Origin of the sequence: Leclercia pneumoniae (assembly GCF_017348915.1) — a bacterium.
GTDB classification, from domain to species: Bacteria; Pseudomonadota; Gammaproteobacteria; order Enterobacterales; family Enterobacteriaceae; genus Enterobacter; species Enterobacter pneumoniae.
Genome location: NZ_CP071383.1, coordinates 2,655,119 through 2,680,587 on the forward strand (window position 1 = coordinate 2,655,119; position 25,469 = coordinate 2,680,587).

28 protein-coding genes and 3 tRNA genes are annotated in these 25,469 nt (G+C 53.9%); 13 read left to right on the forward strand and 18 right to left on the reverse strand.

The features are described from left to right. The first annotated feature begins 123 nt into the window (after window positions 1-123). The gene (locus JZ655_RS12915) at window positions 124-1,467 is read left to right on the forward strand and encodes an anaerobic C4-dicarboxylate transporter (RefSeq protein WP_207291989.1); all 1,344 of its coding nucleotides are present in this window, start codon (window positions 124-126) and stop codon (window positions 1,465-1,467) included. A 78-nt stretch (window positions 1,468-1,545) separates the two neighbouring features. On the opposite strand, the gene JZ655_RS12920 is transcribed toward JZ655_RS12915, so the two are convergent. Both JZ655_RS12920 and azuC read right to left on the reverse strand, forming a co-directional pair. Then, window positions 1,546-1,797 (reverse strand): DUF2766 family protein, encoded by a 252-nt coding sequence (locus JZ655_RS12920; RefSeq protein WP_046885075.1) that lies wholly within the window; start codon window positions 1,795-1,797, stop codon window positions 1,546-1,548. Window positions 1,798-1,905: 108 nt separating this feature from the next. Further along, on the reverse strand, window positions 1,906-1,989 hold the full coding sequence (gene azuC / locus JZ655_RS12925; RefSeq protein ID WP_154298819.1) for a stress response protein AzuC: 84 nt from the start codon (window positions 1,987-1,989) through the stop codon (window positions 1,906-1,908). A 211-nt stretch (window positions 1,990-2,200) separates the two neighbouring features. On the opposite strand from azuC, the gene JZ655_RS12930 reads away from it, so the two are divergent. Beyond that, window positions 2,201-3,622 (forward strand): MFS transporter, encoded by a 1,422-nt coding sequence (locus JZ655_RS12930; RefSeq protein ID WP_207291990.1) that lies wholly within the window; start codon window positions 2,201-2,203, stop codon window positions 3,620-3,622. 41 nt (window positions 3,623-3,663) lie between these two features. Here the strand turns inward: JZ655_RS12930 and JZ655_RS12935 are convergent, their stop codons facing one another. Beyond that, the gene (locus tag JZ655_RS12935) at window positions 3,664-4,302 is read right to left on the reverse strand and encodes an RpiB/LacA/LacB family sugar-phosphate isomerase (protein ID WP_207291991.1); all 639 of its coding nucleotides are present in this window, start codon (window positions 4,300-4,302) and stop codon (window positions 3,664-3,666) included. 249 nt (window positions 4,303-4,551) lie between these two features. Here JZ655_RS12935 and JZ655_RS12940 point away from each other — a divergent pair, with 249 nt between their 5' ends. The 3 genes from JZ655_RS12940 (at window position 4,552) to ftnA (ending at window position 7,871) form a co-directional block, all read left to right on the forward strand. Continuing rightward, window positions 4,552-6,729 (forward strand): HD domain-containing phosphohydrolase, encoded by a 2,178-nt coding sequence (locus tag JZ655_RS12940; RefSeq protein ID WP_242637270.1) that lies wholly within the window; start codon window positions 4,552-4,554, stop codon window positions 6,727-6,729. Between the two features lie 97 nt (window positions 6,730-6,826). Continuing rightward, window positions 6,827-7,165, forward strand: coding sequence for a YecR family lipoprotein (gene yecR / locus JZ655_RS12945; protein ID WP_207291992.1), 339 nt, complete (start codon window positions 6,827-6,829; stop codon window positions 7,163-7,165). A gap of 208 nt (window positions 7,166-7,373) precedes the next feature. Beyond that, window positions 7,374-7,871 carry a non-heme ferritin gene (gene ftnA / locus JZ655_RS12950; protein ID WP_207291993.1) on the forward strand — a complete coding sequence of 166 codons (498 nt, stop codon included), beginning with the start codon at window positions 7,374-7,376 and terminating at the stop codon, window positions 7,869-7,871. A gap of 38 nt (window positions 7,872-7,909) precedes the next feature. Here ftnA and JZ655_RS12955 read toward each other — a convergent pair whose 3' ends face one another. Both JZ655_RS12955 and JZ655_RS12960 read right to left on the reverse strand, forming a co-directional pair. Further along, on the reverse strand, window positions 7,910-8,149 hold the full coding sequence (locus JZ655_RS12955) for a YecH family metal-binding protein (protein WP_207291994.1): 240 nt from the start codon (window positions 8,147-8,149) through the stop codon (window positions 7,910-7,912). A gap of 66 nt (window positions 8,150-8,215) precedes the next feature. After that, window positions 8,216-8,557 (reverse strand): hypothetical protein, encoded by a 342-nt coding sequence (locus tag JZ655_RS12960; RefSeq protein WP_046885071.1) that lies wholly within the window; start codon window positions 8,555-8,557, stop codon window positions 8,216-8,218. Between the two features lie 250 nt (window positions 8,558-8,807). Between JZ655_RS12960 and tyrP the strand changes: the two genes are divergently transcribed. Then, window positions 8,808-10,019, forward strand: a complete 1,212-nt coding sequence (tyrP, locus tag JZ655_RS12965) for a tyrosine transporter TyrP (protein WP_207291995.1) — start codon at window positions 8,808-8,810, stop codon at window positions 10,017-10,019. Window positions 10,020-10,052: 33 nt separating this feature from the next. Here the strand turns inward: tyrP and JZ655_RS12970 are convergent, their stop codons facing one another. Next, entirely contained in the window at window positions 10,053-10,721 is a 669-nt protein-coding gene (locus JZ655_RS12970; protein WP_040075060.1) for a YecA/YgfB family protein, read from the reverse strand. A gap of 424 nt (window positions 10,722-11,145) precedes the next feature. On the opposite strand from JZ655_RS12970, the gene JZ655_RS12975 reads away from it, so the two are divergent. The 5 genes from JZ655_RS12975 (at window position 11,146) to JZ655_RS12995 (ending at window position 16,146) form a co-directional block, all read left to right on the forward strand. Then, window positions 11,146-12,267 (forward strand): branched-chain amino acid ABC transporter substrate-binding protein, encoded by a 1,122-nt coding sequence (locus JZ655_RS12975; protein WP_040075059.1) that lies wholly within the window; start codon window positions 11,146-11,148, stop codon window positions 12,265-12,267. A gap of 97 nt (window positions 12,268-12,364) precedes the next feature. Continuing rightward, window positions 12,365-13,279, forward strand: coding sequence for an ABC transporter permease subunit (locus JZ655_RS12980; RefSeq protein WP_040078459.1), 915 nt, complete (start codon window positions 12,365-12,367; stop codon window positions 13,277-13,279). 10 nt (window positions 13,280-13,289) lie between these two features. Next, window positions 13,290-14,561, forward strand: a complete 1,272-nt coding sequence (livM, locus tag JZ655_RS12985; RefSeq protein WP_207291996.1) for a high-affinity branched-chain amino acid ABC transporter permease LivM — start codon at window positions 13,290-13,292, stop codon at window positions 14,559-14,561. Beyond that, window positions 14,558-15,433 (forward strand): ABC transporter ATP-binding protein, encoded by an 876-nt coding sequence (locus JZ655_RS12990; protein WP_040075057.1) that lies wholly within the window; start codon window positions 14,558-14,560, stop codon window positions 15,431-15,433. The genes livM and JZ655_RS12990 overlap by 4 nt, the downstream gene beginning before the upstream one ends. After that, on the forward strand, window positions 15,430-16,146 hold the full coding sequence (locus JZ655_RS12995; RefSeq protein WP_046885065.1) for an ABC transporter ATP-binding protein: 717 nt from the start codon (window positions 15,430-15,432) through the stop codon (window positions 16,144-16,146). Before JZ655_RS12990 ends, JZ655_RS12995 begins: the two co-directional genes overlap by 4 nt. 71 nt (window positions 16,147-16,217) lie before the next feature. Here JZ655_RS12995 and JZ655_RS13000 read toward each other — a convergent pair. The 6 genes from JZ655_RS13000 to uvrY all read right to left on the reverse strand — a co-directional run bounded on the left by JZ655_RS13000 (window position 16,218) and on the right by uvrY (window position 19,758). After that, window positions 16,218-16,304 (reverse strand) — tRNA-Leu (locus tag JZ655_RS13000). A 12-nt stretch (window positions 16,305-16,316) separates the two neighbouring features. After that, window positions 16,317-16,390: transfer RNA gene (locus JZ655_RS13005), tRNA-Cys, on the reverse strand. Between the two features lie 50 nt (window positions 16,391-16,440). After that, window positions 16,441-16,516: transfer RNA gene (locus JZ655_RS13010), tRNA-Gly, on the reverse strand. Window positions 16,517-16,667: 151 nt separating this feature from the next. Then, the gene (gene pgsA, locus JZ655_RS13015) at window positions 16,668-17,216 is read right to left on the reverse strand and encodes a CDP-diacylglycerol--glycerol-3-phosphate 3-phosphatidyltransferase (protein ID WP_040075055.1); all 549 of its coding nucleotides are present in this window, start codon (window positions 17,214-17,216) and stop codon (window positions 16,668-16,670) included. A gap of 56 nt (window positions 17,217-17,272) precedes the next feature. After that, window positions 17,273-19,105 (reverse strand): excinuclease ABC subunit UvrC, encoded by a 1,833-nt coding sequence (gene uvrC, locus JZ655_RS13020; protein WP_207291997.1) that lies wholly within the window; start codon window positions 19,103-19,105, stop codon window positions 17,273-17,275. Continuing rightward, window positions 19,102-19,758, reverse strand: coding sequence for a UvrY/SirA/GacA family response regulator transcription factor (gene uvrY / locus JZ655_RS13025; protein ID WP_040075052.1), 657 nt, complete (start codon window positions 19,756-19,758; stop codon window positions 19,102-19,104). Before uvrY ends, uvrC begins: the two co-directional genes overlap by 4 nt. A gap of 378 nt (window positions 19,759-20,136) precedes the next feature. Here uvrY and JZ655_RS21645 point away from each other — a divergent pair, with 378 nt between their 5' ends. Both JZ655_RS21645 and JZ655_RS13030 read left to right on the forward strand, forming a co-directional pair. Then, window positions 20,137-20,190, forward strand: a complete 54-nt coding sequence (locus JZ655_RS21645; protein ID WP_422732497.1) for a hypothetical protein — start codon at window positions 20,137-20,139, stop codon at window positions 20,188-20,190. A 35-nt stretch (window positions 20,191-20,225) separates the two neighbouring features. Next, the gene (locus JZ655_RS13030; RefSeq protein WP_040075051.1) at window positions 20,226-20,450 is read left to right on the forward strand and encodes a DUF2594 family protein; all 225 of its coding nucleotides are present in this window, start codon (window positions 20,226-20,228) and stop codon (window positions 20,448-20,450) included. Window positions 20,451-20,518: 68 nt separating this feature from the next. Here the strand turns inward: JZ655_RS13030 and sdiA are convergent, their stop codons facing one another. From sdiA to fliZ, 6 genes are all read right to left on the reverse strand, one after another. Then, complete coding sequence (gene sdiA, locus JZ655_RS13035) at window positions 20,519-21,241, reverse strand: quorum-sensing transcriptional regulator SdiA (RefSeq protein WP_040075050.1); 723 nt, start codon at window positions 21,239-21,241, stop codon at window positions 20,519-20,521. Between the two features lie 222 nt (window positions 21,242-21,463). After that, on the reverse strand, window positions 21,464-22,216 hold the full coding sequence (gene tcyN / locus JZ655_RS13040; protein ID WP_207291998.1) for an L-cystine ABC transporter ATP-binding protein TcyN: 753 nt from the start codon (window positions 22,214-22,216) through the stop codon (window positions 21,464-21,466). Further along, window positions 22,213-22,881 (reverse strand): cystine ABC transporter permease, encoded by a 669-nt coding sequence (gene tcyL / locus JZ655_RS13045; protein WP_046884874.1) that lies wholly within the window; start codon window positions 22,879-22,881, stop codon window positions 22,213-22,215. Before tcyL ends, tcyN begins: the two co-directional genes overlap by 4 nt. 20 nt (window positions 22,882-22,901) lie before the next feature. Further along, window positions 22,902-23,888, reverse strand: a complete 987-nt coding sequence (dcyD, locus tag JZ655_RS13050; protein ID WP_046884873.1) for a D-cysteine desulfhydrase — start codon at window positions 23,886-23,888, stop codon at window positions 22,902-22,904. Between the two features lie 104 nt (window positions 23,889-23,992). Then, window positions 23,993-24,793: a cystine ABC transporter substrate-binding protein gene (tcyJ, locus tag JZ655_RS13055; RefSeq protein WP_046884872.1), complete on the reverse strand. Its 801-nt coding sequence runs from the start codon at window positions 24,791-24,793 to the stop codon at window positions 23,993-23,995. A gap of 87 nt (window positions 24,794-24,880) precedes the next feature. After that, window positions 24,881-25,432, reverse strand: a complete 552-nt coding sequence (fliZ, locus tag JZ655_RS13060) for a flagella biosynthesis regulatory protein FliZ (protein ID WP_046884871.1) — start codon at window positions 25,430-25,432, stop codon at window positions 24,881-24,883. Between the last annotated feature and the right edge of the window lie 37 nt (window positions 25,433-25,469).

Sequence of the window (25,469 nt, forward strand, 5' to 3'; positions counted from 1 at the left end):
TTACACAAAAGTTACTAACGCATTGCTTTTATTAACTTTTAATAAATCCGATCCCGCTCGCAATGAATACCCACACATCATGTAATGATTTGGCAAAATCTGTTTACATTGATGAGGGCGTTCATGATTACGATGGAATTTCTGGTCATTATCCTCTGCCTGCTGGCGGGCACGCGGTTTGGCGGAATGGGGCTTGGCCTGATAAGCGGCATTGGGCTATTTATTCTCTGCTTTATTTTTGGTCTGCAGCCCGGTAAACCCCCGGTCGATGTGATGCTCACCATCCTGGCGGTGATCGGCTGTGCGGCCACGCTGCAAACCGCAGGCGGGTTAAATGTGATGATGCAGTTTGCGGAACGGCTGCTGCGCCGACATCCTCAGCACATCACCCTGCTGGCCCCTTTTACCACCTGGATGTTGACCTTTCTCTGCGGCACGGGGCATGTGGTTTACGCCATGTTTCCTATTATCGCCGACATCGCGCTGAAAAAAGGGATCCGCCCCGAGCGCCCGATGGCCGTAGCCTCTATTGCTTCGCAGATGGCGATCACCGCATCGCCAGTCTCTGTGGCGGTGGTGTCATTGATCTCTATCCTTGCCCAGCATCACGGGGGCGGTCAGGCCTGGGGCATTCTGCAGATTCTGGCCGTGTCAGTACCCGCGTCGTTAGCGGGTGTGGCGATAGCGGCGCTCTGGAGCCTGCGCCGGGGTAAAGATCTGGCCGATGATGAAGCGTTTCAGAAGCGAATCAGCGACCCTGAGCTACGAAAGTTTATTTACGGTAACACTGAGACCCTACTTAACCAGCAATTTCAAAAACACGCCTGGTGGTCAACGTGGATCTTCTTTGCCGGTATTGCGCTGGTGGTTCTGCTGGGGGCGTTACCTGATTTACGGCCGGCATTTGAGGTGAAAGGCAAGCTGACCCCGCTCTCAATGAACCTGGTCATTCAGATGATGATGCTGATAGCCGGTGCGGTAATGCTGGTGGTCTGCAAGGTTAACCCCTCATCCATTTCCAATGGCGCGGTCTTTAAAGCGGGTATGGTGGCCATCTTCTCGGTATTTGGCGTGGCGTGGATGAGCGATACCTTTTTCCAGGCCCATCTGGAAGAGTTAAAAATGGCTCTGGAGGGGGTAGTGAAGAACCATCCCTGGACCTACGCCCTCGTGCTGTTTTTAGTCTCAAAGCTGGTGAACAGCCAGGCGGCAGCCTTAACCGCCGTCGCGCCGATGGGGCTTATGCTGGGCATCGATCCCAAAATGCTGATTGCTTTCTTCCCCGCTTCGTACGGCTATTTTGTCCTGCCTACCTACCCCAGCGACCTCGCCTGTATCGGCTTTGACCGTTCCGGCACCACGCGGATTGGCAGATTCATCATCAACCACAGCTTTATCTTACCGGGGCTGATTGGGGTAAGCTGCGCCTGCGCGGTTAGTTACATGCTGGTGCAGTTGTTCTTCTAAAAACCTTTCCGGGCGGCGCGCTGCCGCCCGTTTAAAAACTTCACAAAAACGTTTCTAAATTCAAAACATCGGTTTATTTTAATGGGATTCGCCCTGCGGAGTGAACTTAAGCTCAATCAACGCAATGGCTTTCTGGATAGCGCGCAGGGTGACCGGGTCGGCGGCGGCAGGATGGCTGCTAAAATCGATATTTTTGAGCTGGGTGGTCATCTTCTCGCGAACTTCGACCGGGGCGATGACGTCAAGCACGTCCAGAATCTGTTTAATGACCAGCTGGCAGGCGACCACGTCAGAGACCAGCTCCTGATCGGCACTCAGGTTTTGAGACATTTGGCTTCTCCTTATTGAAAGGCGGCCATAGTAGCAAAACTCCTGCCCTTGCACCTTCCCGGATGCCGTTTTCGGGCATAAAAAAACCTGCCGCAGCAGGTTTTTTTATCAGAACATCGCGCCAGGCGGGACGTCTTTGAAGGTTTTGCAGTAGGTTTCCCACATGCTCTTCAGGATTGCGCGCAGTTTCATCGGTATGCTCCGGTTGTTTTTATGTGCAGGTGTTTTGGTTGATGCGCTTATAATATGACCTGCATCACAAAAATCAATGGTTTTGTGATGCCCATCACTCATGCAAATGCCAGATAAATGGCGCATTTGACCAAAAATATAAGCAAAAACATGAGATTAAAATTAAACAACTCTCAGTAAAATTTAAAATTTTTTTAGTGGCAGAGGACAAATGGCAGAAAACAATACCGGTAAAGCCTCCGGTGGGCTCTCGCCCGCCGCGCTGTTGGTTGCCGGCGCCTTCTTTATGGAGTTTCTCGACGGCACCGTGATCGCCACGGCGCTTCCTGATATGGCCAAAAGCTTTGGCGTTCAGGCGGTCGATCTTAACATTGGCATTAGCGCCTATCTGATTACCCTGGCCGTGCTCATTCCGGCCAGCGGCTGGATTGCAGACCGCTTTGGCGCACGCAAAGTCTTTGCGCTTGCGTTAGCCATTTTCACCCTTGCCTCGGTATTTTGCGGCCTGGCCAATAGCGTCGATCAATTTGTCGCCATGCGTATTTTGCAGGGGATGGGCGGCGCCTTGATGGTACCGGTCGGACGACTGGCCGTACTGCGCACTACGCCAAAACATCAGCTCATTACCGCTATCGCCACCCTCACCTGGCCTGCACTGGTGGCCCCCATTATCGGACCTCCGCTCGGAGGCTTTATTACCAGCTATGCCAACTGGCGCTGGATCTTCTTTATCAATGTGCCGCTGGGCTTGATAGCTATCGCCCTGGCCCTGCGCATTATTCCCGATATCCGCGAGGAGGCCCGCCGACCGTTTGACACGCCAGGCTTTATCGCCACCGCCATTGCGATGGTAAGCCTGGTCTATGCCATGGAGTCGCTGGGCGTCGGGCAGATTGAGCTGGGGTTGACCCTGGGTTTGCTGGCACTCGGCACCGTCACGCTGGTCTGGGCTCTGCGCCACTTCCTGCGGGCACCATGGCCCATGATCCGCCTCGATGCCATGCAGGTGCCGACGTTTCGCGTCACAATGTACGGTGGCTCATTATTCCGCGCCTCTATCAGCGCGGTGCCGTTTCTGCTGCCGCTGCTGTTTCAGGTGGGGTTTGGAATGGATGCGTTTCACTCAGGGCTGTTGGTGCTGGCGGTATTTGTCGGTAACCTGACCATCAAACCGGCAACCACGCCGCTGATTCGCACGCTGGGATTCAAAAAATTGCTGCTCATCAACGGGACGCTGAACGTCCTGGCGCTGTTAGCCTGTGCCTTGTTGACCCCCGAGACGCCCGTCTGGCTTATTATGCTGATTCTCTATCTCGGCGGCGTGTTTCGTTCAGTGCAGTTTACCGCAATTAGCACCCTCGCCTTTGCAGATGTCCCTTCACCACAAATGAGCTATGCCAACACCCTCTTCTCGACCGCTACCCAACTGGCCGTGGGGCTGGGCATCACGCTTGGCGCAATCGGGATCCGCATTGGTGAGCTTTTTAGCGAGATGCTGGAGATTAACGCGCTGCCCGGCATTAGCTTCCGGCTGGCGTTTGTGGTGATTGCGCTGATCTGCCTGGCAGGCATGTTCGATACGCTGCGGCTGACGAAAAACGCCGGTAGCGCCGTCTCGGGTAAGCAGGCATAAAAAAAGCCAGCTGCTGCTGGCTTTTTATTACTACCAACATATTAGCCAACAATACTGCGAACAAAGGCTTCGATCTCTTTGTCCTGGCAGTTTTCAAAGAAGCACTGCTGGAAGCGCTGACCCGTTACTGCGGTTTTCACCAGTTCCGGATCGATGGCGCGCAGCGTGTCGAGATAGTTATCTTTGACCACCGCTGCTTTCACCTGGTTAAGAATGCCGGCATTACGCACCTGCGGCTCTTTACGCTCTGGTGGATAGCCTTCGCCTTTACGCCCCGTGAAGGCTTTTTCAAAGATAAAGCGCACGTTCAGCTCTGCACCCCAGCCGAAGCCTTTCGCAAAAGGCAGCGCCAGCGCGTTACCGTTGTTAATCTGTGCAAACAGGAACGCATCTGCCGGATCGATGCAGTAGCCGCAGTTCACCCCCGGATGGATGTTCAGGGACATCAGTGCACCCTGGCCGGTGCCGCAGCCGGCGATAACAAAATCAACTGCTTTGGAGTTGAGCAGGATGCTCGCCATGATACCGAGGTGAATATAGGTCAGATGGTGATCTTGCTCATCGCTCATGCCGACGTTAAACACCGGGAAACCTTTCTCATCGGCAACGGCGTTTAATTCATTGAGGATGATGGCGTTTTTGCTCGCCTGGCTGTTTTCCATCATCAGTGCAATTTTCATTCTTCATCTCCTGAATGCGTGGCGGGCTTTCCCGCGGTGAATAGCTAACCTTTTCAACCTTACTACTTAGCAAACAGACTTTCAAATTAACTGAAAAATAGTTTTAAAAAATAAAGATGGGCTCACAGTTTCGTCCTTTAACCGTTTTGCTGCATGGATTCACAACCTGAAAAAAAGCTTAGTCGCCCTGCTCTTCTTTTGACTAGACTGCAAGAAAAAGACGACAAACCATCAGTTCGAGGTTTAACTGTGAATTTGCGCCGCCTGACGCTTCGTTTCACCGCTTTGCGTGTCGCCATCCTGTTTATGACGACATTATGGACCCCCTGGCTACTTGCCAGCTCAGAGCCTGCCGCTGACGCAGTGCCGGTCTGGATCTACAATGCGGACAGTTTCGAATTCTGGCACACGCCGCAGGGTGAGGCGCGCGGGTTTTATCCCATACTCGTTTCCGCCCTTAATCAACGTTTTAACCTCAATCTGCAACTGCGTCCGATTTCCGGCAGTGAAATTGGCCAGCGTTTTAATACCGACGCTTATGGAGTCTATGTGGGCGTCTTGCGCACAGAACAGCGAGCCCGCACCAAACTCCTCTCCTCCCGGCTATTTGATAATGAAGTGGTAGCCGCCAGCCAGACACAGCAGATTAGTACGCTGGAGCCGTTACGCCATGCTCGCGTCCTGTTTCGCGAAAACGACGCTACCCTCGCAAGCGTGAAACAGCGCTACCCCGATCTCACCTTCCGCTCTCTGCGCGAGGTGGCCAGCAGCGATGAAGCGTTTCGACTGTTGAGCGAGAATAAAGCCGATTTTTACATTAACGACGCCAGCGAAATGGAGAATACGGCCCGCTATTATGTTATCTCCCGCCCCTTCCCCGAACTTCGAATTCCGGTGGTCATGGCCTTCAGCCCCGATCTGCGCCCGTTACGGGAGCAGGTCAACACGTTAATTAGCGAATGGTTTCGTAGCGGAAAGATGCGCCACCTGCTGGAAGAGAGTAAGCGCGATTATCTCCTGAGCCGTATCACGCTGTCAGAGGCCGAACGCGACTGGTTACAGCAGCATCATTTACAGGTCTGGCTGCCCAAAAATGAGAACTACGCCCCGGTGATCTGGAGAGAGGGTCAGGGTTATCATGGCATCGCCCTCAATATGATCAACGACATGCGCGAACTGCTCGGGATGAAAGTGGACGTGCAGTTTATCGATGATTACGCAACTGCCCTGCGAAAGCAGCAGTGGCCGGTGCGGTTACTCAATATCACTGAGTCGAAAGGTGATAACCTCACCCAGGGGCAGATTGGGCCCACCATTCCCTGGCACAATGCGTATTACCATCTTATCGGCCACCCCTTTTTGTGGGATGAAGAGAGTATCCGTAACCAGCGTATCGGGGTACTCACGGGCTCCTTTGCTCAAACCTATCTGCAACGTCGCTTCGGCGAGGACGTGACGATCGTTAACCGCGCCTCTGTCGACCAGTTGATCGCTGCCATAGAAGATAAAGAGATAGATTATATTCTCGGGGACCTCAGTACGCTGGAGTCCGCCCTTCGCGGAAATGAACTGTTCCGCGGCGTGCTCAAAGTGGCAGGGGTAACCCGGTCAGAGTTCGAGATCGGTCCCTGGGTCGCCCCTGACCATCCGCTGCATAATCTGCTGAGCCAGGTACAGCGGCTCTCCAGTTTCCGCACGCAGCTCGAACGGCAGGAAAAACCGGATACCTTACCGGAGCTGACGAAAAACAGCTGGAAGATGATCAGCGTAATACTGCTTATCGCCTCGCTATTCAGCCTCGGGATGCTGGTGATGATGTGGCGGCACATGCAGAAAAACCGGCTGGTCAATCGCAATATCGTGCAGGCGCTGGAGAAGGTCAACCGCGCACACGATGACGAAACCGGCAGCCATATTCAGCGGGTGGCGAAATATTGCGGGATGATGGCTCGTGAACTGGGCCTGCCCCGTCGTACTGTTCATGATATCGAACACTTCGCCTCACTCCACGACGTCGGCAAAATTGCGGTGCCCGATCGTATTCTGCGTAAACAGGGCAAACTCACCCCGGAAGAGTTCAGCGAAATGAAACTGCACGTGCTGAAGGGCTGGCGCGTTATTCAGGGGCTGGGACTAGGGCCCGTGGCGGAAAACATGATCCACTTCCATCATGAGAAGTGGGATGGCAGTGGCTATCCGCAGGGGCTACGCGGCGAGGAGATTCCAGTAGAGGCGCGTATTCTGGCGCTGGCGGACGTGTACGACGCCCTTCGTCAGAAGCGGATTTATAAGCCCGCCTTCAGCCATGAAGAGGCCTGCGAGGTGATCCTCGCAGGCAACGGACGCCATTTTGATCCCATGCTGGTTCAGTTATTCCGCCGTCACCATCTGGCGTTTCAGGCCATCTTCGACAGCATGTCCGATTAACTATCAGTAAAGAAAGGGGATAAACCCCGGCTATTCAGGCCATTGCGCGCGCAGGGTCACGGTAGGATAAGCTATTTCACCTCATGCAGAGTGTTCCATGAAGAAAGTATGCCTTAGTGCCCTGCTCTTATTGCTGACGGGATGTAGCGTAACCCGGCAGGCGGAAGTGAGTCGCGTCGATGTGCCGCAGGGCCTCGTCTGGATGAATTACAGTCAGGCCGCACTGCAAAATGCCCGCTACGACGCTTATGTGACAAACGGCACCGCCACCCGCGAATGCCAGGCGATGGGCTACAACACGGCCATGGCCTACGGACAGCCGGTTAAAACCTGTAGCGTGATTAGCGGCTCGCTGTGCCTGAACGAAACGGTGACCATTCAGTATCAGTGTCAGGGCTTTGCCCCAAATCCGGTGACGGCCCCCGCTTATTATTAATCTGATTGCCAGTTTACCCGGCTGGCAATATTTCGATTAAACACGAAACAGAATAATTCTCATTAATATAATTTAATAAGCCTCAATGCGTGTTATTCCCATTCGTATTATGATCATTTAATTATTTATTTTAACTTTTGCAAATACATAAATAACAAATTATAGTGGCGTTCGCGTTGACCAATGAATAATAAAACGGAGCGACACCATGCTTAAACCTGAAATGATCGACAAGCTGAATGAGCAAATGAATCTGGAGCTTTTTTCCTCTCTGCTGTATCAACAGATGAGCGCCTGGTGTAGTTACCATAGCTTTGAAGGCGCTGCGGCTTTCCTGCGCCGCCACGCTCAGGAAGAGATGACGCACATGCAGCGCCTGTTCGATTACCTGACCGATACCGGCAGCCTGCCACGCATCGCACCGGTCGACTCGCCCGTCGCTGAATATGGCTCACTGGATGAATTGTTCCGTGCCACCTATGAACACGAGCAGCTGATCACCCAAAAAATTAATGAGCTGGTTCACTCTGCTATGATCGGCCAGGATTATCCCACCTTTAATTTCCTGCAGTGGTATGTCGCGGAACAACACGAAGAAGAGAAACTGTTTAAATCTGTTCTCGATAAATTGTCGCTGGCGGGTAAATCGGGCGAAGGTCTGTACTTTATTGATAAAGAGCTGGCAACGCTCGACGCACAGAAATAATTATTCCGCGGCGCCTTTAATGGGCGCCGTTATTATTTTCAGTGTTTACATATCTTACTTTCGTCTGTTGTGAACCCCGCTTCCTGCGGAATAAATTTCCCTTTCTCGGCCAGAAAGGCCACCAGCTCTGCCGCGGTCATCTGCGCGGCTGAACAGGTGTGAAAACGTGCCTTATCACCAAAACGTGCAATAATGGCCGCCACCAGGCTCTGCCGGGTGTAGCGCTCGCCGGATGCTATCATCATGGTTAATACTTCGTGACCGTGTACCGATGCCATAAACCCTCCAGATTAAAGCCGCAGCCTACCCGTTTCGCCCTACGCTTGCCTTGCGCTGGCGCAGGTTTACATGCAGCCTGCACAGCTGGTGCAGCGCCAGTCATGGCGATTCACGGCCTGATAAAACTGGCGGTATGAGCGGCTTTCCAGCGGTATGCCCTGGTCGTAAAAGAGGTCGGTTAGCCACTCCACGTTTGCAATGATCCACTCATCTTCTTCCAGACCCTGCGCAAAGGTCTCGTCCTCCGGATCAATGATGGAGTAGATACCCCAGGTCCCCATCTCTTTTTCGCGTCGCGATTCGGGCAACGTCAGAGGCTGCCCTTGCCAGAGGATGGTCCAGTGTCCGTGACAGAGCAAATTACCTGAGCGGCTCCAGGATGCCTGAAATGGATTGCTATCCGTCATCACTACCTCATTTTTTTGATTATTTGCGGGATTTGTTTACGTTACGCCCGATTGTGCCGGGAAAACATTGTCCTTATGAAGTAGATGGATTTACCAAATTTGTTGGGCAAATGTCCGGAAAGCATGTCTAGCGAGTTTTTCCGTAAAGAAATAATTACAGAGCATGTAACGCCGGTTTGACGAGGCGGCACTTTTCCCTTACTCTGCGCCGCAAATTGGTTCGCGGTATGGTAATGCTGTAGAGGAAAGAGTGAAAAACAGAACGCTGGGAAGTATTTTTATCGTCGCCGGAACGACGATTGGCGCAGGAATGCTGGCAATGCCGCTGGCGGCTGCAGGAGTCGGGTTTGGCGTTACGCTGGCGTTGCTGGGCGGATTATGGGCGCTAATGTGTTACACCGCCTTGTTGCTGCTGGAAGTGTATCAACACGTTCCTGCCGATACCGGCCTGGGTTCGCTGGCGGGTCGCTATCTTGGCCGCTATGGTCAATGGCTTACCGGCTTTAGCATGATGTTCCTGATGTATGCCCTGACGGCGGCCTACGTGAGCGGCGCCGGCGAGCTGATTGCTTCCAGCATTAATGACTGGTTCGGTGCGGATATCGCCCCCTCTACCGGCGTGATCTTCTTTACGCTGATTGGCGGCGCGGTGGTCTGCGTGGGTACCGCCCTGGTGGATCTCTTTAACCGCTTCCTTTTTACCGCCAAAATTATCTTCCTGGTGGTCATGCTTGCCTTACTGGCACCACACATTCATCAGGTCAACCTGCTCACGTTACCGCTGGAAAAGGGGCTAGCGCTTTCGGCTATCCCGGTTATTTTTACCTCATTTGGCTTCCATGGTAGCGTACCCAGCATTGTCAGTTACATGAATGGCAACGTACGTAAGCTGCGCTGGATTTTTATCACCGGTAGCGCGATTCCGCTGATTGCCTATATTTTCTGGCAGCTGGTCACGCTGGGCAGTATTAACGCGCCTACCTTTATGGGGCTGATGGCCAACCATTCCGGGCTGAACGGTTTCCTGCAGGCACTGCGGGAAGTGGTTGCCTCACCGCACGTGGAACTGGCCGTGCATCTGTTTGCCGATCTGGCGCTGGCAACCTCGTTCCTGGGGGTGGCGCTGGGGCTGTTTGATTACCTTGCCGATCTGTTCCAGCGTAGCCGGTCCGCTGCCGGGCGGATACAGACCGGGGTCATCACTTTCCTGCCGCCGCTGGCGTTCGCCCTCTTCTATCCGCGCGGATTTGTTATGGCGCTGGGGTATGCCGGCGTCGCGCTGGCGGTGCTCGCCCTACTGATTCCGTCGATGCTGGCATGGCAGAGCCGCAAACAACACGCTGCTGGAGGGTACCGGGTGCCAGGCGGGAAACCGGCGCTCTGTCTGGTCTTTGCCTGCGGGATTGGCATTATTCTGGTGCAGCTGGCTATTGCTGCCGGGCTTTTACCGGAGCCTGGATAAAATAAAAGGGCTCATTGTGATGAGCCCTCTTTATTAATGTAAGCAGCAGCTTTTAAACTTCTTACCGCTGCCACACGGACAGGGATCGTTACGCCCGACTTTGGTGCCATTAATCACCGGCTGCTGGCTTACTGGCTGCTGCGGATTCGCTGCCCAGTACGCATACAGACGCAGCGCCGCCGGACGAATCTGCGCTACGCTTTCGTGGAACGCCTCTTCGGTCATCTCATCCAGAAGGGAGAAGTTCTCTTCGGAGCCGTGCAGGGCAATAAGATCCAGATCGGCTTTCAGCTCCTCTGGCAGGGTTGACCAGTCGGTGAGTGCCACGCCGCGCATATAGCCGAAGCACCACTCTTCCACCACGGTGTACTCCTGCCCATCCATCTCGTTAAAACCAAACATCGGCTCAAACTGATCCGGATAGTCGCTCAGCCGTTCAGCAATGTCGTTCATGTGCTTAAAGCTGAGGTTAATGAAGCGGTTCATTTCGCGCTCATTTTTCCAGCGTGGAATGTTCTTCTCACCGCCCCATACGGCCACCAGCCAGCGATCCGGTTCAACCACTACTGGGCCGGAGAGCACGGCAGTCAGCATACCGTCGAGCTCTGAGACGTCCATAATCGACTCGTCGTCATGACCATAAGCCATTAACGTCTCTTCCAGCCACTCCATTTCGGATGCATTTAATGGGCCTTCGGACATGATTGTGCTACTCCTGAATAAAAATGTATTCCCTCGATCGTAACACATAACGCCCCACTAAGGGCGCACGACCTTGCCTGGCTAACAGGGCCCCAAATCGTGACCGTTGCACAACTTACGGGCATTAATGTTAATGAGATGTGATCCCCGCTGGAATTTCACCTCGCCGCCTCAGGCGGCGTAAAACGGCGCTCTATACTCAGAATTGTCGGAACCCAGACGATGGGTTTACGACCTGGCAACAATTTTGCTTATTTTTTCCTCGCGGCGATCTCGCCTCAGGAAACCTCGCCGTCATAAGCAGAGCCTTGCTGGTCTGTCGTTCAGAGCTTTGTGTTCTCATTAATGTGTTGGTATTGGGTGCGCCATCCGGCGTTCGGCTACACAGGGTTGCGCAAAAACCGCTCAGAAAAGGTACATCATAATGTCGCTGAAACTAATCAGAAGTCCTCTTTCGCTGGTGTTGGCAGGTTGTCTGGTGACGGCATTTTCCGCCCAGGCAGATATCGTTATCGGTGTGGCCGGGCCCTTTACCGGCCCGAACGCAACCTATGGCGACCAATACTGGCACGGCGCAACCCAGGCCGCCGAAGATATCAATGCCGCAGGGGGGATCAACGGCGAGAAGATTAAGCTGGTACAGGGGGATGATGCCTGTGAACCCAAACAGGCCGTTGCCGTGGCTAACCGCCTCGTTGATCAGGATAAAGTGAAGGCCGTGGTCGGCCATTTCTGCTCTTCATCGACCATGCCGGCCTCCGAGGTATATAGCGATGCCGGCATCATCGCCATCACCCCCGGCTCTACCAACCCACTCATAACTGAACGCGGCATGAGCGATATGTTCCGCATGTGCGGGCGCGATGACCAGCAGGGTCAGGTGGCGAGTGACTTCATCATCGATAAGTTGAAAGCCAAACGCGTGGTGATCATTCACGACAAAGATACCTACGGACAGGGGCTGGCGGATGCGACAAAGGCCGCGCTGGCGAAACGCGGCGTGAAGGATGTGATGTACGAAGGGCTGTCGCGCGGTGAGAAAGATTTCAACGCGCTGGTCACCAAAATTGGCGCGCAAAAGCCAGACGTTGTCTTCTTTGGCGGCTGTCATCCTGAGGCCGGGCCGCTGGTGCGCCAGATGCGCGAGCAAGGGGTTCAGGCCAAATTCTTCTCCGGCGACTGTATTGTGAATGAGGAGATGGTTACCGCTGCCGGTGGCGCGCAGTATACCAATGGCATCTATATGACCTTTGGCAAAGATCCGCGTCTTATTCCGGATGGCAAAGCGGTTATCGAGAAGTTCCGCACCGCCAAATTTGAACCTGAGGGCTACACCCTCTACGCCTATGCCTCTATTCAGGCCATTGCCGCCGCCTTTAAGGCCAGCGGTGGTACCGACTCGGCCAAAGCCAGCGCCTGGCTGAAAGCGAACCCGGTGGAAACGGTCATGGGTAAAAAGGCCTGGGACGAGAAAGGCGACCTGAAGGTCTCTGACTACGTGGTTTACCAGTGGGACGATAAAGGCAAATACCAGGAAGTGCCGTAACGGGACGGCGTCACGCTCATCGTCGGCAGGAACCTCTGCCGACGCACGATAACCAGAGGGCCGCACTCCCTGCGGCCTGATACACGAGCGCGCGATGATGAGTACATTCTTTTTGCAACAGCTGGTCAATGGCCTGACGCTGGGTTCGGTCTACGGATTAATCGCCATCGGCTATACCATGGTTTACGGCATTATCGGCATGATCAACTTCGCCCACGGCGAGGTGTATATGATCTCCGCCTATCTGTGCGCTATCGGTCTCGCCCTCCTCGCCTTCTTTGGGCTGGAGTCCTTTCCTTTGTTGATCCTCGGCACGCTGGTTTTCACCATTGTGGTCACGGGGGTATATGGCTGGACCATCGAACGCATTGCCTATAAGCCGCTACGTAACTCTACCCGGCTGGCCCCCCTGATCTCTGCCATCGGGATGTCATTGATCCTGCAAAACTATGCCCAGCTTAGCCAGGGGCCGCGCCAGCAAGGGGTCCCTACCATGCTGGACGGGGTCCTGCGTTTCCATATTGGCGAAGGCTTTGTGCAGATCACCTATACCAAAGTGTTTATTTTGATCGCCTCGTTTGCCGGCATGGCGCTGTTAACCTGGATCATCGCCCATACCCGGCTGGGCCGGATGTGCCGGGCGGTGCAACAGGATCGTAAGATGGCCTCGATTTTGGGTATCAATACCGACCGCATCATATCGCTGGTGTTTGTGATTGGCGCCGCGATGGCCGGCCTGGCAGGGGTATTGATCACCATGAACTACGGCACCTTTGATTTCTATGCCGGCTTTGTGATTGGGATAAAAGCCTTCACTGCCGCCGTACTGGGGGGGATTGGCTCGCTGCCCGGAGCGATGCTCGGCGGACTCATTCTTGGGATTGCCGAAGCACAGTTTTCAGGGATGGTGAACTCCGACTACAAAGATGTCTTCTCGTTTGGCTTGCTGGTGGTGATCCTGATTTTCCGTCCTCAGGGACTGCTCGGCCGCCCGGTTGTGGCTAAGGTGTGAGGGACGAACAATGGCTGATGATTTTTCCCTGAAGCGCTGTCTGCTGGATAGCCTGCTGGCAGGTATGATTGCCCTGATAATTTTTGGCCCCATCGTCGGCGTGGTGCTGGATGGCTACAGCTTTAATTTTGAAGGACGGCGGCTGGCATGGATTGTGGCGACCGTGGTGCTGGGACGATTTTTACTGAGCGCCTTTCTGATGACCGCCGCCGGCAAGCGCCTGTTAGCGCGCTTCGACACCGACAACGCCGGGGTCTATGTTCGCCCGCCGAGGTATAAAAGCCGCCTGCGCTGGATAATCCCCCTGCTGCTGGCCCTGGCCCTCTGCTTTCCCTTTATCGCAACCAAGTACCTGCTGACGGTGGCGATCCTTGGGTTGATCTACGTCCTGTTGGGGCTGGGGCTGAACATTGTGGTCGGGCTGGCGGGACTACTGGACCTGGGCTACGTGGCATTTTACGCCATCGGCGCTTATGGCCTGGCGCTGGGGTATCAATATCTGGGTCTGGGATTCTGGACGATGCTGCCGCTGGCGGCGCTGATGGCGGCCGCGGCCGGCGCGCTGCTCGGTTTCCCGGTACTGCGGATGCACGGTGACTATCTCGCCATCGTGACGCTCGGCTTCGGGGAGATTATCCGGCTTATCCTCAACAACTGGCTCAGCTTTACCGGCGGACCAAACGGTATATCTGCCCCGCCTCCGACCCTGTTTGGCCTGGAGTTCGGACGGCGTGCAAAGGATGGCGGCGTTCCATTTCACGAGTTTTTCCACCTCACCTATAACCCCAATCTGAAGTTCATCTTTATTTATGCCGTCCTCATACTGGTGGTGATGCTGGTTCTGTACGTCAAGCATCGGCTGACCCGCATGCCGATTGGCCGGGCGTGGGAAGCGCTGCGCGAAGATGAGGTGGCCTGCCGCGCGATGGGGTTGAATCACGTGCTGGTGAAATTGTCTGCCTTTACGCTCGGCGCCTCGACTGCCGGGATCGCAGGGGTGTTTTTCGCCACCTATCAGGGATTCGTCAACCCCACCTCCTTTACCTTCTTTGAGTCGGCCCTGATTCTCGCCATTGTTGTGCTGGGTGGGATGGGATCGACGCTGGGTGTGGTGCTGGCGGCATTTGTTCTGACCGTCACCCCTGAACTGCTGCGCAGCTTCGCCGAATATCGCGTCTTGCTGTTTGGCATGCTGATGGTGGTGATGATGATCTGGCGGCCACGGGGCCTGATTCGCATCAACCGCAGCGGTTACGCCCCGCGCAAGGGAGTAGCACCATGAACGGGACCATACTGAGCGTGGAGCACCTGATGATGCACTTTGGTGGTATCAAGGCGCTTAATGACGTGAATCTCGAGGTACAGCGCGGATCCATCACGGCGCTTATCGGCCCCAACGGCGCCGGAAAAACCACCGTGTTTAACTGCCTCACCGGTTTTTATAAAGCATCGGGCGGGAACATTCTCTTTCATACCCGGCAGAGATCCACCAATGTGATTCAGGTGCTGGGGCAGAAGTTCCAGCCCGGCGACTGGATCAACCCGGCCCAGCTGGGGCAACGGCTGTTCTTTAAAATGTTTGGGGGTACCCATCTGGTCAACCGCGCCGGACTGGCGCGTACCTTTCAAAATATCCGTCTGTTTCGGGAAATGTCAGTGGTAGAGAACCTGCTGGTCGCGCAGCATATGCGCGTTAACCGCAATCTTCTGGCGGGGGTGCTCAATACCCCTGCTTACCGCCGGGCAGAGAGCCAGGCGCTGGACCGGGCCTTTTACTGGCTGGAGGTGGTGGATTTGGTGGATTGCGCTAACCGGCTGGCGGGTGAGATGTCTTACGGCCAGCAACGGCGGCTGGAGATCGCGCGCGCCATGTGCACCGGCCCGGAACTCATCTGTCTGGATGAACCCGCTGCCGGGTTAAACCCGGTGGAAACCCGTGCGCTGAGCAAAATTATTCGCTTTTTGCGCGACCATCACCACATTACGGTCCTGTTGATTGAGCATGATATGGGGATGGTGATGGAGATCTCCGATCATATTATTGTTCTGGACCATGGAGATGTGATTGCCCAGGGGAAACCTGACCAGATACAGCATGATGAGAAAGTGATTGCTGCGTATCTGGGTACCGATGAATCCGAGGTGAATCTATGAGCCTGCCGATGCTGGAGTTTCGGGAAGTCGACGTTTTCTACGGCGCGATTCAGGCGTTAAGGCAGGTGTCGCTGCAGGTTAATGCGGGGGAGACCGTGGCGCTGATAGGCGCTAACGGCGCCGGAAAGTCGACGCTGTTGATGTCCATCTTTGGCCAGCCGCGCATTCGTCAGGGGCAGATCCTCTTTTGTGGCGAGGATATCAGCCATAAATCTACACACTACGTTGCGTCGGGCGGCATCGCTCAGGCACCGGAAGGACGGCGGATCTTTCCGGATATGACCGTTGAAGAAAACCTGCTGATGGGCACCATTCCGGTCGGGAATCAGTATGCGGCCGAGGATCTGCAAAGCATGTTTGACCTCTTCCCGCGCCTGAAAGAGCGGCGTAAACAGCGGGCGATGACCATGTCCGGCGGCGAACAGCAGATGCTGGCCATCGCCCGGGCGTTAATGAGTCGCCCCAAATTATTGCTGCTGGACGAGCCCAGCCTCGGCCTCGCCCCTATCGTGGTGAAACAGATATTCCAGACGCTGCGCGAGCTGGCCCGCAACGGGATGACAATCTTCCTGGTTGAACAGAATGCGCACCATGCCCTGAAGTTGTCCGATCGCGGCTATGTGATGGTTAACGGGCAGATTCGCCTGAGCGGCAGCGGTGAGGCGCTGTTAGGGGACCCGGAGGTGAGAAAGGCGTATCTGGGTGGGGTGTAACAAAAACAAAAAAACCACCCGGAGGTGGTTTCACGACACTGCTTATTGCTTTGATTATTCTTTGTATCCCATGGTACCCGGAGCGAGACTTGAACTCGCACAGCGCGAACGCCGAGGGATTTTAAATCCCTTGTGTCTACCGATTCCACCATCCGGGCTCGGGAAGAAAGTGGAGGCGCGTTCCGGAGTCGAACCGGACTAGACGGATTTGCAATCCGCTACATAACCGCTTTGCTAACGCGCCTTAAATCTTCTGTCTTTCGACGGCATCCGCAACTGCCGATGCACTTAATTTGGAGCGGGAAACGAGACTCGAACTCGCGACCCCGACCTTGGCAAGGTCGTGCTCTACCAACTGAGCTATTCCCGCAATCATCAAGTCATTCGCTAATCACTTGATTTTGCTATCGACTGGCTGGCTGTGCCGCCGTTCGATGCGTTGCATTCTACTTATATGACGTTTTGAGTCAACGTTAATTTTCGTCAGTATTGTTCGTTTGCTGAAAATTACGGCGAAACGATCACTGTTCAAGCAAATCGCCACGTGCGGCGTTCAGATACTGCAACATAGACCAGAGCGTGAGCACCGCTGCCACCCACAGCAGACCAATGCCGGCCCACTCTACCCAGGCGTTCGGTCGCCACAGCATCCAGACCAGCGAGGCCATTTGCGCAGTGGTTTTCACTTTGCCAATCCAGGAGACCGCCACGCTGCTGCGCTTGCCCATCTCAGCCATCCACTCACGCAACGCCGAGATGATAATCTCGCGGGCAATCATGGTTGCGGCTGGCAAGGTCACCCACCAGCTGTGATAGTGCTCGGCGACCAGCACCATTGCAATGGCGACCATCACTTTATCAGCCACCGGGTCAAGGAACGCGCCGAAGCGGGTGCTCTGATTCCAGCGGCGCGCCAGATAGCCGTCAAACCAGTCGGTGACGGCGGCGACAAGAAAAATAAGTGCACATGCGAATGGCGCCCAAATGAAGGGCAGGTAAAACGCCACTACAAAGAACGGGATAAGTACGACACGAAAAAGCGTGAGTAGCGTTGGAATATTTAATCGCATAGTGACGGTAACTGTTTGTTGGCAGTAAATATTAGCTCTATGTTGCTACAGAGCCCTCAATGTTTCAACGAGTAGTAGATCTTTTCTGCCAACGCTTGCGAAATACCCGGCACTTTTGCAATTTCCTCAACGCTGGCGTTGAGTAAACCTTGCAATCCGCCCATATATTTCAACAACATCTGGCGACGTTTTGGCCCAACGCCCTCAATGGTCTCCAGCGTACTGGTATTTTTGACCTTCGCCCGCTTTTTACGGTGACCACCGATCGCATGATCGTGCGACTCATCGCGAATGTGCTGGATGACGTGCAGCGCCGGTGAGTCCGGCTGCAAGCTGAATCCCTCCCCTTCCGGCTCCAGGAATAGCGTCTCCAGGCCCGCCTTACGATCGGTACCTTTGGCGACACCCAGCAGCAGAGGATGATGCTTATCCCAGCTGACGTCCAGTTTGGCAAACACCGTTTTCGCCTGGCCTAGCTGCCCCTTGCCACCGTCAATCAGGATAACATCCGGGATCTTGCTCTCTTCAATCGCTTTGCCGTAGCGGCGGCGCAGAACCTGATTCATGGCAGCGTAATCATCACCCGGGGTTATGCCGGTAATATTGTAGCGGCGATACTCTGCGCGCAGAGGGCCGTTGGCATCAAAGACCACACAGGATGCGACGGTCTGCTCGCCCATGGTGTGGCTGATGTCGAAACACTCCATGCGTTTCACTTCCGGCAATTTTAACACCGTCGCCAGCGCGGCAAGACGCTGATGAACTGTAGATTGCTGTGACAGTTTGGTGGTCAGCGCCGTGGCCGCGTTGGTTCGCGCCAGCTTGAGATAACGGGCCCGATCGCCGCGTGGACGGGTCTGCACATTTACGCGACGCCCGGCCAGCTCAGAGAGCGACTCTGCTAACAACGTTTTATCGGTAAGGTTGAAATCGAGCAAGATTTCCGAGGGGAGCGTACGCATCTGGCTTCCCTGCAGATAGAACTGTCCGACAAACGTTTCGACCACTTCACCCAGTTCGGTGCCACCCGGTACTTTGGGGAAGTAGCTCCGGCTGCCCAGCACTTTACCCTGACGAATAAACAGCACGTGGACGCAGGCCATGCCCGCATCAAACGACACGCCAATCACATCCAGATCGTCACCATTATTGGAGACGAATTGCTTCTCTGTGACCCGGCGCACGGCCTGAATCTGATCGCGAATTCGCCCTGCCTCTTCGAAGGCCAGCGCCTGGCTCGCTTTTTCCATCCGCTCAATAAGCTGCGTGAGCACCTGGTCATCTTTACCGGCCAGGAACAGCCGCACGTACTCCACCTGCTGCGCATACTCCTCTTCGCTGACCAGCCCGGCGACGCAGGGCCCCAGGCAGCGGCCGATCTGATATTGCAGACAAGGGCGCGAGCGGTTGCGGTAGACGCTATTTTCGCACTGGCGAACCGGGAAGATTTTTTGCAGCAAGGCGAGCGTTTCACGCACTGCGTAACCATTCGGGAATGGACCGAAATACTCCCCTTTCGCATGCTTTGCACCGCGGTGCATTGCCAGACGCGGGTGGGTGTCGCCGCTGAGGAAAATAAACGGATAGGATTTGTCGTCGCGCAGCAGTACGTTGTAGCGAGGTTGATAGAGCTTGATGTAGTTATGTTCAAGCAGCAGCGCTTCCGTCTCCGTATGGGTGACGGTTACGTCAATTTGCTGGATTTGCGCGACGAGCGCTTCCGTTTTACGGGACGCAAGATTGCTACGGAAATAGCTGGAAAGACGCTTTTTAAGGTCCTTGGCTTTACCGACATAGATAACCGTACCGCCAGCATCGTACATCCGGTAGACGCCGGGCTGGCTGGTCACGGTTTTCAGAAATGCACTGGATTCAAACACATCACTCACTGACTGGTTAAGGTCTCTGCATTACACAGACCATGGCGAATGGCCAGGTGAGTGAGTTCGACATCACCATGAATGTTCAGTTTACTGAACATACGATAGCGGTAGCTGTTCACCGTTTTCGGGCTGAGATTAAGCTGCTCGGAAATCTCATTCACCTTCTGGCCTTTGGTTATCATCAGCATAATCTGCAATTCGCGCTCAGACAAACTGGCAAAGGGTGATTCGGTCTTTTCTGGCTCAATCTGGCTTAGCGCCATCTGTTGCGCAATGTCAGAGGCGATATAGCGCTGTCCGGCGTGAACAGAGCGAATGGCGTTGACCACCTCTTGCGGCGCAGCGCCTTTGCTTAAATAACCTGCAGCACCTGCCTGCATAACACGTGCAGGAAGGGGGTTCTCGGTATGCACCGTCAGCATAATGACTTTGGTGTCTACAAAGGCGCGGGCGATTTTTCGGGTTGCTTCAAGCCCGCCGATCCCAGGCATATTCATATCCATCAGGACAACATCGGCGGTATTGGCGCGGCACCATTTTACGGCGTCTTCACCGCAGCAGGCCTCACCGGCAACTTTAATACCCTTAATATCTTCCAGAATGCGTCGTATCCCTGCGCGCACCAGTTCGTGGTCATCAACAAGAAGGACGTTGATCAATGGAAAGTCTCCAGAATAGGGATAACGCTATGGAATGCTAATGTCGTATATATTACCGTTTTTTACCTCAACTTTAAAACGTTAAAAATGCAGATAAGCGATACCGAACAAATTTTTGGAAATTAACCTATACAGTAACTGGAAACGATAAGAAGGCACTTCAACGCTTGTCGCTAAATTTTAGCTCCCTTTTTTCAGAAGGTTACAATTGTTCAGGCGGGGTTGCGTTCACCAATATAATTTTCAAATTTTTGTAACAATAATTAACTGCATTAAAACTGCCGGTATATGTTAATTGTCAGTAAAAGCAAGATGAAGTTTATGCTTATTGATTGTTTATTCAATTAAACCGCATGCCAAAAGTACAAAAAACAACCGCTGCATTTTTTTGTCAAGCTTGTGGTATACTCCGCCGCCTTAACTAAGGTCTAAGCGCGTATGCGCCGTTTTTATAATGAGGAAAATGAATGAGCACACCTGATTTCGCCACTGCGGAAAATAACCAGGAACTGGCGCAGGAAGTCTCCTGTCTGAAATCCCTTCTGACCCTGATGCTTCAGGCAATGGGCCAGGCTGATGCGGGTCGTGTGATCCTTAAGATGGAAAAGCAGATCGCGCAAATGGAAGACCAGGCTCAGGCCGACGTATTTTCCAGCACGGTTAAGCAGATTAAACAAGCTTACCGTCAGTAAAAACAAAAACGGCTGAACGCATTGCATTTAGCCGTTTTTTCGTCTGGCACGCAGAACGTCAGAACGCGTCAGATAATGCCCGTCGCCGCCGCATAACAGGCTATCTGCGTTTTGTTTGGCGCATTGAACTTCTTCTGCATATTCTTCTGATGGAAGTTCACCGTATTTTCAGAAATAGAGAGAATAATCGCTATTTCTGCTGAGGTTTTTCCTTCCGCCGTCCATTTCAGAATCTCTTTCTCGCGCTTGCTGAATTTCATCTCTGGCGGCATCACCATTTCATGTTCCAGACGCAACAGGGTGGTCAGCGCCATCTGCACCAGCATTTGCAGACGCAACTCCAGCTCTTCTTTGCTGAATCTATTAATGCCTTGCACCGTGCTGGAGACGGACAGAAAACCGAGCGCATGATTCGGTAACATCAGGCACTGGGTAATTCCCCTGCGCAGCCCATGCTCCCGTGCGCCATCCCATAGGGGTTGCGCATCGGCAAACAACGCGTCATTCCAGGGGAGGTGGCCGTGCACAAAATTCTCTGGTTTGAGTACCGGATCGATGGCGAAATAATTCTCCGCCTGATAATGCGATAGCCATTGCGCCGGATAATTACTCTGCAATGAGAGTTTAGGCCGGGTAAACGGCACGGGATGACGGACACAAAGCGAAAAATAATCGAACTCTAGTGCCTGTGTTTGTCGCAGAAGTTCGGAATATACCTGATCGGCCGAAGTCATTTCCTGAAACCGAAGATAGCAATCCCGTCGCCATGTGAAAAAGTCTGAATCCTTCATACTTACGGAATGAAGCCCCTGTAAAAGATAATCATTATTATGGATTGATTAAACTAACACATAAATCTTATTTATATGTGTAAAATATCGACCACAAGGGAAATTTGTACAGAATTTATGTGGTTACAGCAATTCAGACAGAATAAAACAATATATGTAAAGACTTTCAGGGGGAATTATTTGCTCCAGATAATGTTTCTGGAGCAAAAAAGAACAAAGATTCTACTGAAGAAGGAATTTTTCCAGGAACTGTCGGGTACGCGGCTGTTGCGGGTCGGCGAATAACGCTTTTGCCGGCCCTTGCTCAACAATACGCCCCTGATCCATAAAGATAGCCCGGTCCGCCACGTCACGAGCAAAGCTCATCTCATGGGTCACGATCACCAGCGTGCGCTTCTCCTGAGCCAGTTGACGGATGGTATTTAATACCTCCCCCACCAGCTCTGGGTCGAGTGCGGATGTGGGTTCATCAAACAGAATTACCTCCGGGCGCATTGCCAGCGCGCGGGCAATAGCCACGCGTTGCTGCTGCCCGCCGGAGAGACGGCGCGGATAACTGGTCTCTTTCCCTGATAGTCCCACCTTGGCCAGCAGTTCGCGGGCGCGGGTTGTCGCCTCCTCTTTCGGCTCACCTTTTACGATAACCGGCCCTTCAATGATGTTCTCCAGCACCGTGCGATGAGGGAACAGATTGAAGCTCTGGAAGACGAAACCCACATGCTGGCGCAGACGGCGAATTAGCCCCTTCTGTTGCCCCATGGGTTTACCGGTATCAATAGTGATATCCCCTACCCGGATGGTGCCGCCTTCTGGCTGCTCCAGCAGGTTTATACTGCGCAGTAAGGTAGTTTTACCCGAGCCGCTGGGGCCGATAATGGCCACCACTTCGCCCTGCTGGACCTCCAGATCGATACCATGCAGTACCGTTTGACCGTGGAATTTTTTAACCAGGTTTTTGACTTCGATAGCACTCATTTCGGATCACGCTCCTGGCGGTTCAGCTGGTTTTCAAAGTAATTTTGCAGCGCGGAGAGGACCGTCGCCATCACCCAGTAAATCAGAGAGGCCGCCAGATACATGGTGAATACCTCCAGCGTACGCGACGTAATCAGCTGCGCCTGACGGAACAGTTCCGGCACCTGAATCGTGGCCGCCAGCGACGTATCCTTCACCAGGCTAATAAAACTGTTGCTAAGCGGCGGTAATGCTACGCGCGCCGCCTGCGGTAAAATCGCCCTGCGCAGCGTCTGCCATGGCGTCATTCCGATACTGGCTGCGGCTTCCCACTGCCCTTTATCAATAGACGAAATGGCGGCACGGAGTGTTTCAGAAGTATATGCCGCCGTGTTAAGCGATAACCCAATCATGGCCGCCGGGATGGGATCCAACTCAATACCAAACTGCGGGAGACCGTAATAGATCATAAACAGCTGGGCAATCAGCGGCGTGCCGCGGAAGACTGAGATGTAAAAACGCGCCAGCCAGCGCACCGGCAGAATCGATGACATGCGCATCAACGCCAGTATAAAGCCCAGCAGCAACCCAAAGAACATGCCGCCGATACTCAGTTGCAGCGTAAATACCGCCCCTTTGAGCAAGAAGGGCAAGGAGTCGATAACCAGTTGGATACTTTCTTGCATTCGAATTTTTCTACCCGCAGTTAAACATGAGGATGGTAGGCAAAAAGAGCCGGCGCTCCGCCAGTATGGACAAACAAAATAGGCCCTTCATCCTTAAAGCGTTTCTGGCTAATCCCATCGATAAGCCCTGCCATGGCTTTGCCCGTATAGACCGGGTCGAGCAGGATACCTTCCAGGCGCGCCAGCAGTTTGACGGCTTCCATCCCCTCATCATTCGGCGTGCCATAGCCTGGCGCAAAGTAGTCATCCCAGAGCGTGATGTCCGCGCTGGCCGTGACTTCCAGCGCTTGCGCCACCGCCTGTTGCAGCGTGACCACTTTCGGTTTTTGATCCGCAATGCTGCGCGAGACCGTCACGCCAATGAGCTCAACCTGCGGCATAAGCTGTTCCAGCCCTACCGCCAGCCCGGCATGCGTGCCCGCGCTGCCCGAGGCCACCACTACCGACGAAATCCCTACCGCACCTTCACACTGCTGGGCAATTTCCAGCGCGCTCTCCACATAGCCCAGCGCGCCCAGTGCGTTTGATCCGCCAACGGGAATGACATAAGGTCGGAACCCCTGCGCTTCAACGCGGGTGGCCAGTTCATCAAGCTGCGTGACAGGGTCGTGCAGGGCATCGCACATTTCAATCTGCACATTAAACAGGTCGAGCAGCAGGCGGTTGCCGTTGGTGAGATAGTTTTCCGCGCGGGTGCCAATCGGATTTTCCAGCAAGGCCACACAGTGTAGTCCCAGCTTCGCGGCGACGGCCGCGGTCTGACGGACGTGGTTCGACTGAATAGCGCCGGCGGTGATGAGCGTATCGGCCCCCTCACGCAGGGCTTCAGCGGCCAGAAACTCCAGTTTGCGCAGTTTATTACCGCCCATTGCCATTGGAGTCACATCGTCCCGTTTGATCAGTATGTCGCGGCCCAGGTAATCCGATAAACGAGGTAAATACTCGAGCGGCGTCGGTGCGCCAATAAATTCCAGACGCGGATAACGCGTTAAGTTTTGCAATGACATGGATTCCCCCGGCGGGTCTGTTTGATCTGTTATTATTTATTATGCACGTAGATCGGCAGGAAATAAAAAAGGCGCTGAATAAGCGCCTTTTTCTGAGCAAAAACTTATTGGGTGACGTCTGCGCCGAACCACTTCTCAGAGAGTTTCTTCAGCGTGCCATCTTTCTGCATATCGGCAATCGCGCCATCGATGGCTTTCACGAGATCTTCATTGTCTTTACGCACGGCAACACCGGATTCCTGACGGGAGAACGCGTCACCGGCCACTGCCAGGGTGTCTTTGGTTTTCTTCACCAGATCCAGCGCAGCAAGACGGTCAACAAGGATGGCGTCGATACGGCCTACGCGCAGATCCTGGTATTTAGTCGGGTCATCATCATAAGTGCGGATATCCACGCCCTGTACGTTCTGGCGCAGCCACTCTTCATAGTTAGTGCCCAGACCAACCCCCACTTTCTTGCCTTTCAGGTCGGCGGCGGTTTTGATACTGCCTTCATTCCCTTTCTTCACCAGCGCCTGAATACCTGAGACGGTATAAGGCGTCGAGAAGTCATACTTCTTCTTACGCTCGTCAGAGATGGTGACCTGGTTTATCACCACGTCGATACGTTTAGAGTCCAGCGATGCCAGCATCCCGTCCCACTTGGTCGGCTTCAGCGAGGCTTTGACCCCGAGATGCTTCGCCAGCTCCTCGGCAAACTCCACTTCAAACCCGGTCAGTTTACCGTCGTCACCCTGGAAGCTAAACGGAGGATAAGTACCTTCCAGCCCAACCAACAGCGTACCGCGCTCTTTGACTTTATTTAACAGACCTTCGGCGGCGAAGGTTTTGACACTCATACCCGCAACCAGCGCCACGGCCATAACACCCATCAGCGCCTGACGACCCAGAAGTGCTAATTTCATAAGTACCCCGATATAGTGGAATTTTGACTGTAGTGTAGGGCGTTTGGCCCACAGGTCAAACACGACTGCGCTACATGTTATTCATTTTTAATATATATCAGAAGTTGTCTCGAGGAGGACTTTCTGCTTCTGCACCGCCGGCATTTGCGCCTTAAACTGTGCATATTTACGCAGCGCAATTCGGTAGTTGTTGGTGCTGGTGACGGGCAGCCACGGCTCCAGATTTTCATCCAGTAAACCGCTCTTCAGCAGATCGCGAGAAATCGCTTGTGTGGTCAGATGCTGGCCAAGACGACGCAGGCGCACGACATATTCGCGGACCGTGCCGTGGCTCATCTCGGTTTGCTCAAACAGGAACTGTTTGAAGCCGATGATATCAAAAAAGTCGCTCTGTTCTTTGCAGTGAAGATCGCCGCAGAAACGACATAACGCCACCCACTCTTTCTGCTCTTCTTGCCACGCGGCTTCGTCCATCAAGGTATCGAGGCGGGAAATCGCAATCTTGTTCACGATTTCACCGCGACGAACCAGCGTGATGCGGTCGAGCAATTTATGGCAATGGGCGCAATGCGTCTGGCTGTGTTTAAAGTCTTTCAGATAGCGGCTTAAAGGCCGTCTTTTAGATTGCTGCACCGTCATGATAACTCCTGGTTGTCAATACGTTGTGCGGCACTTT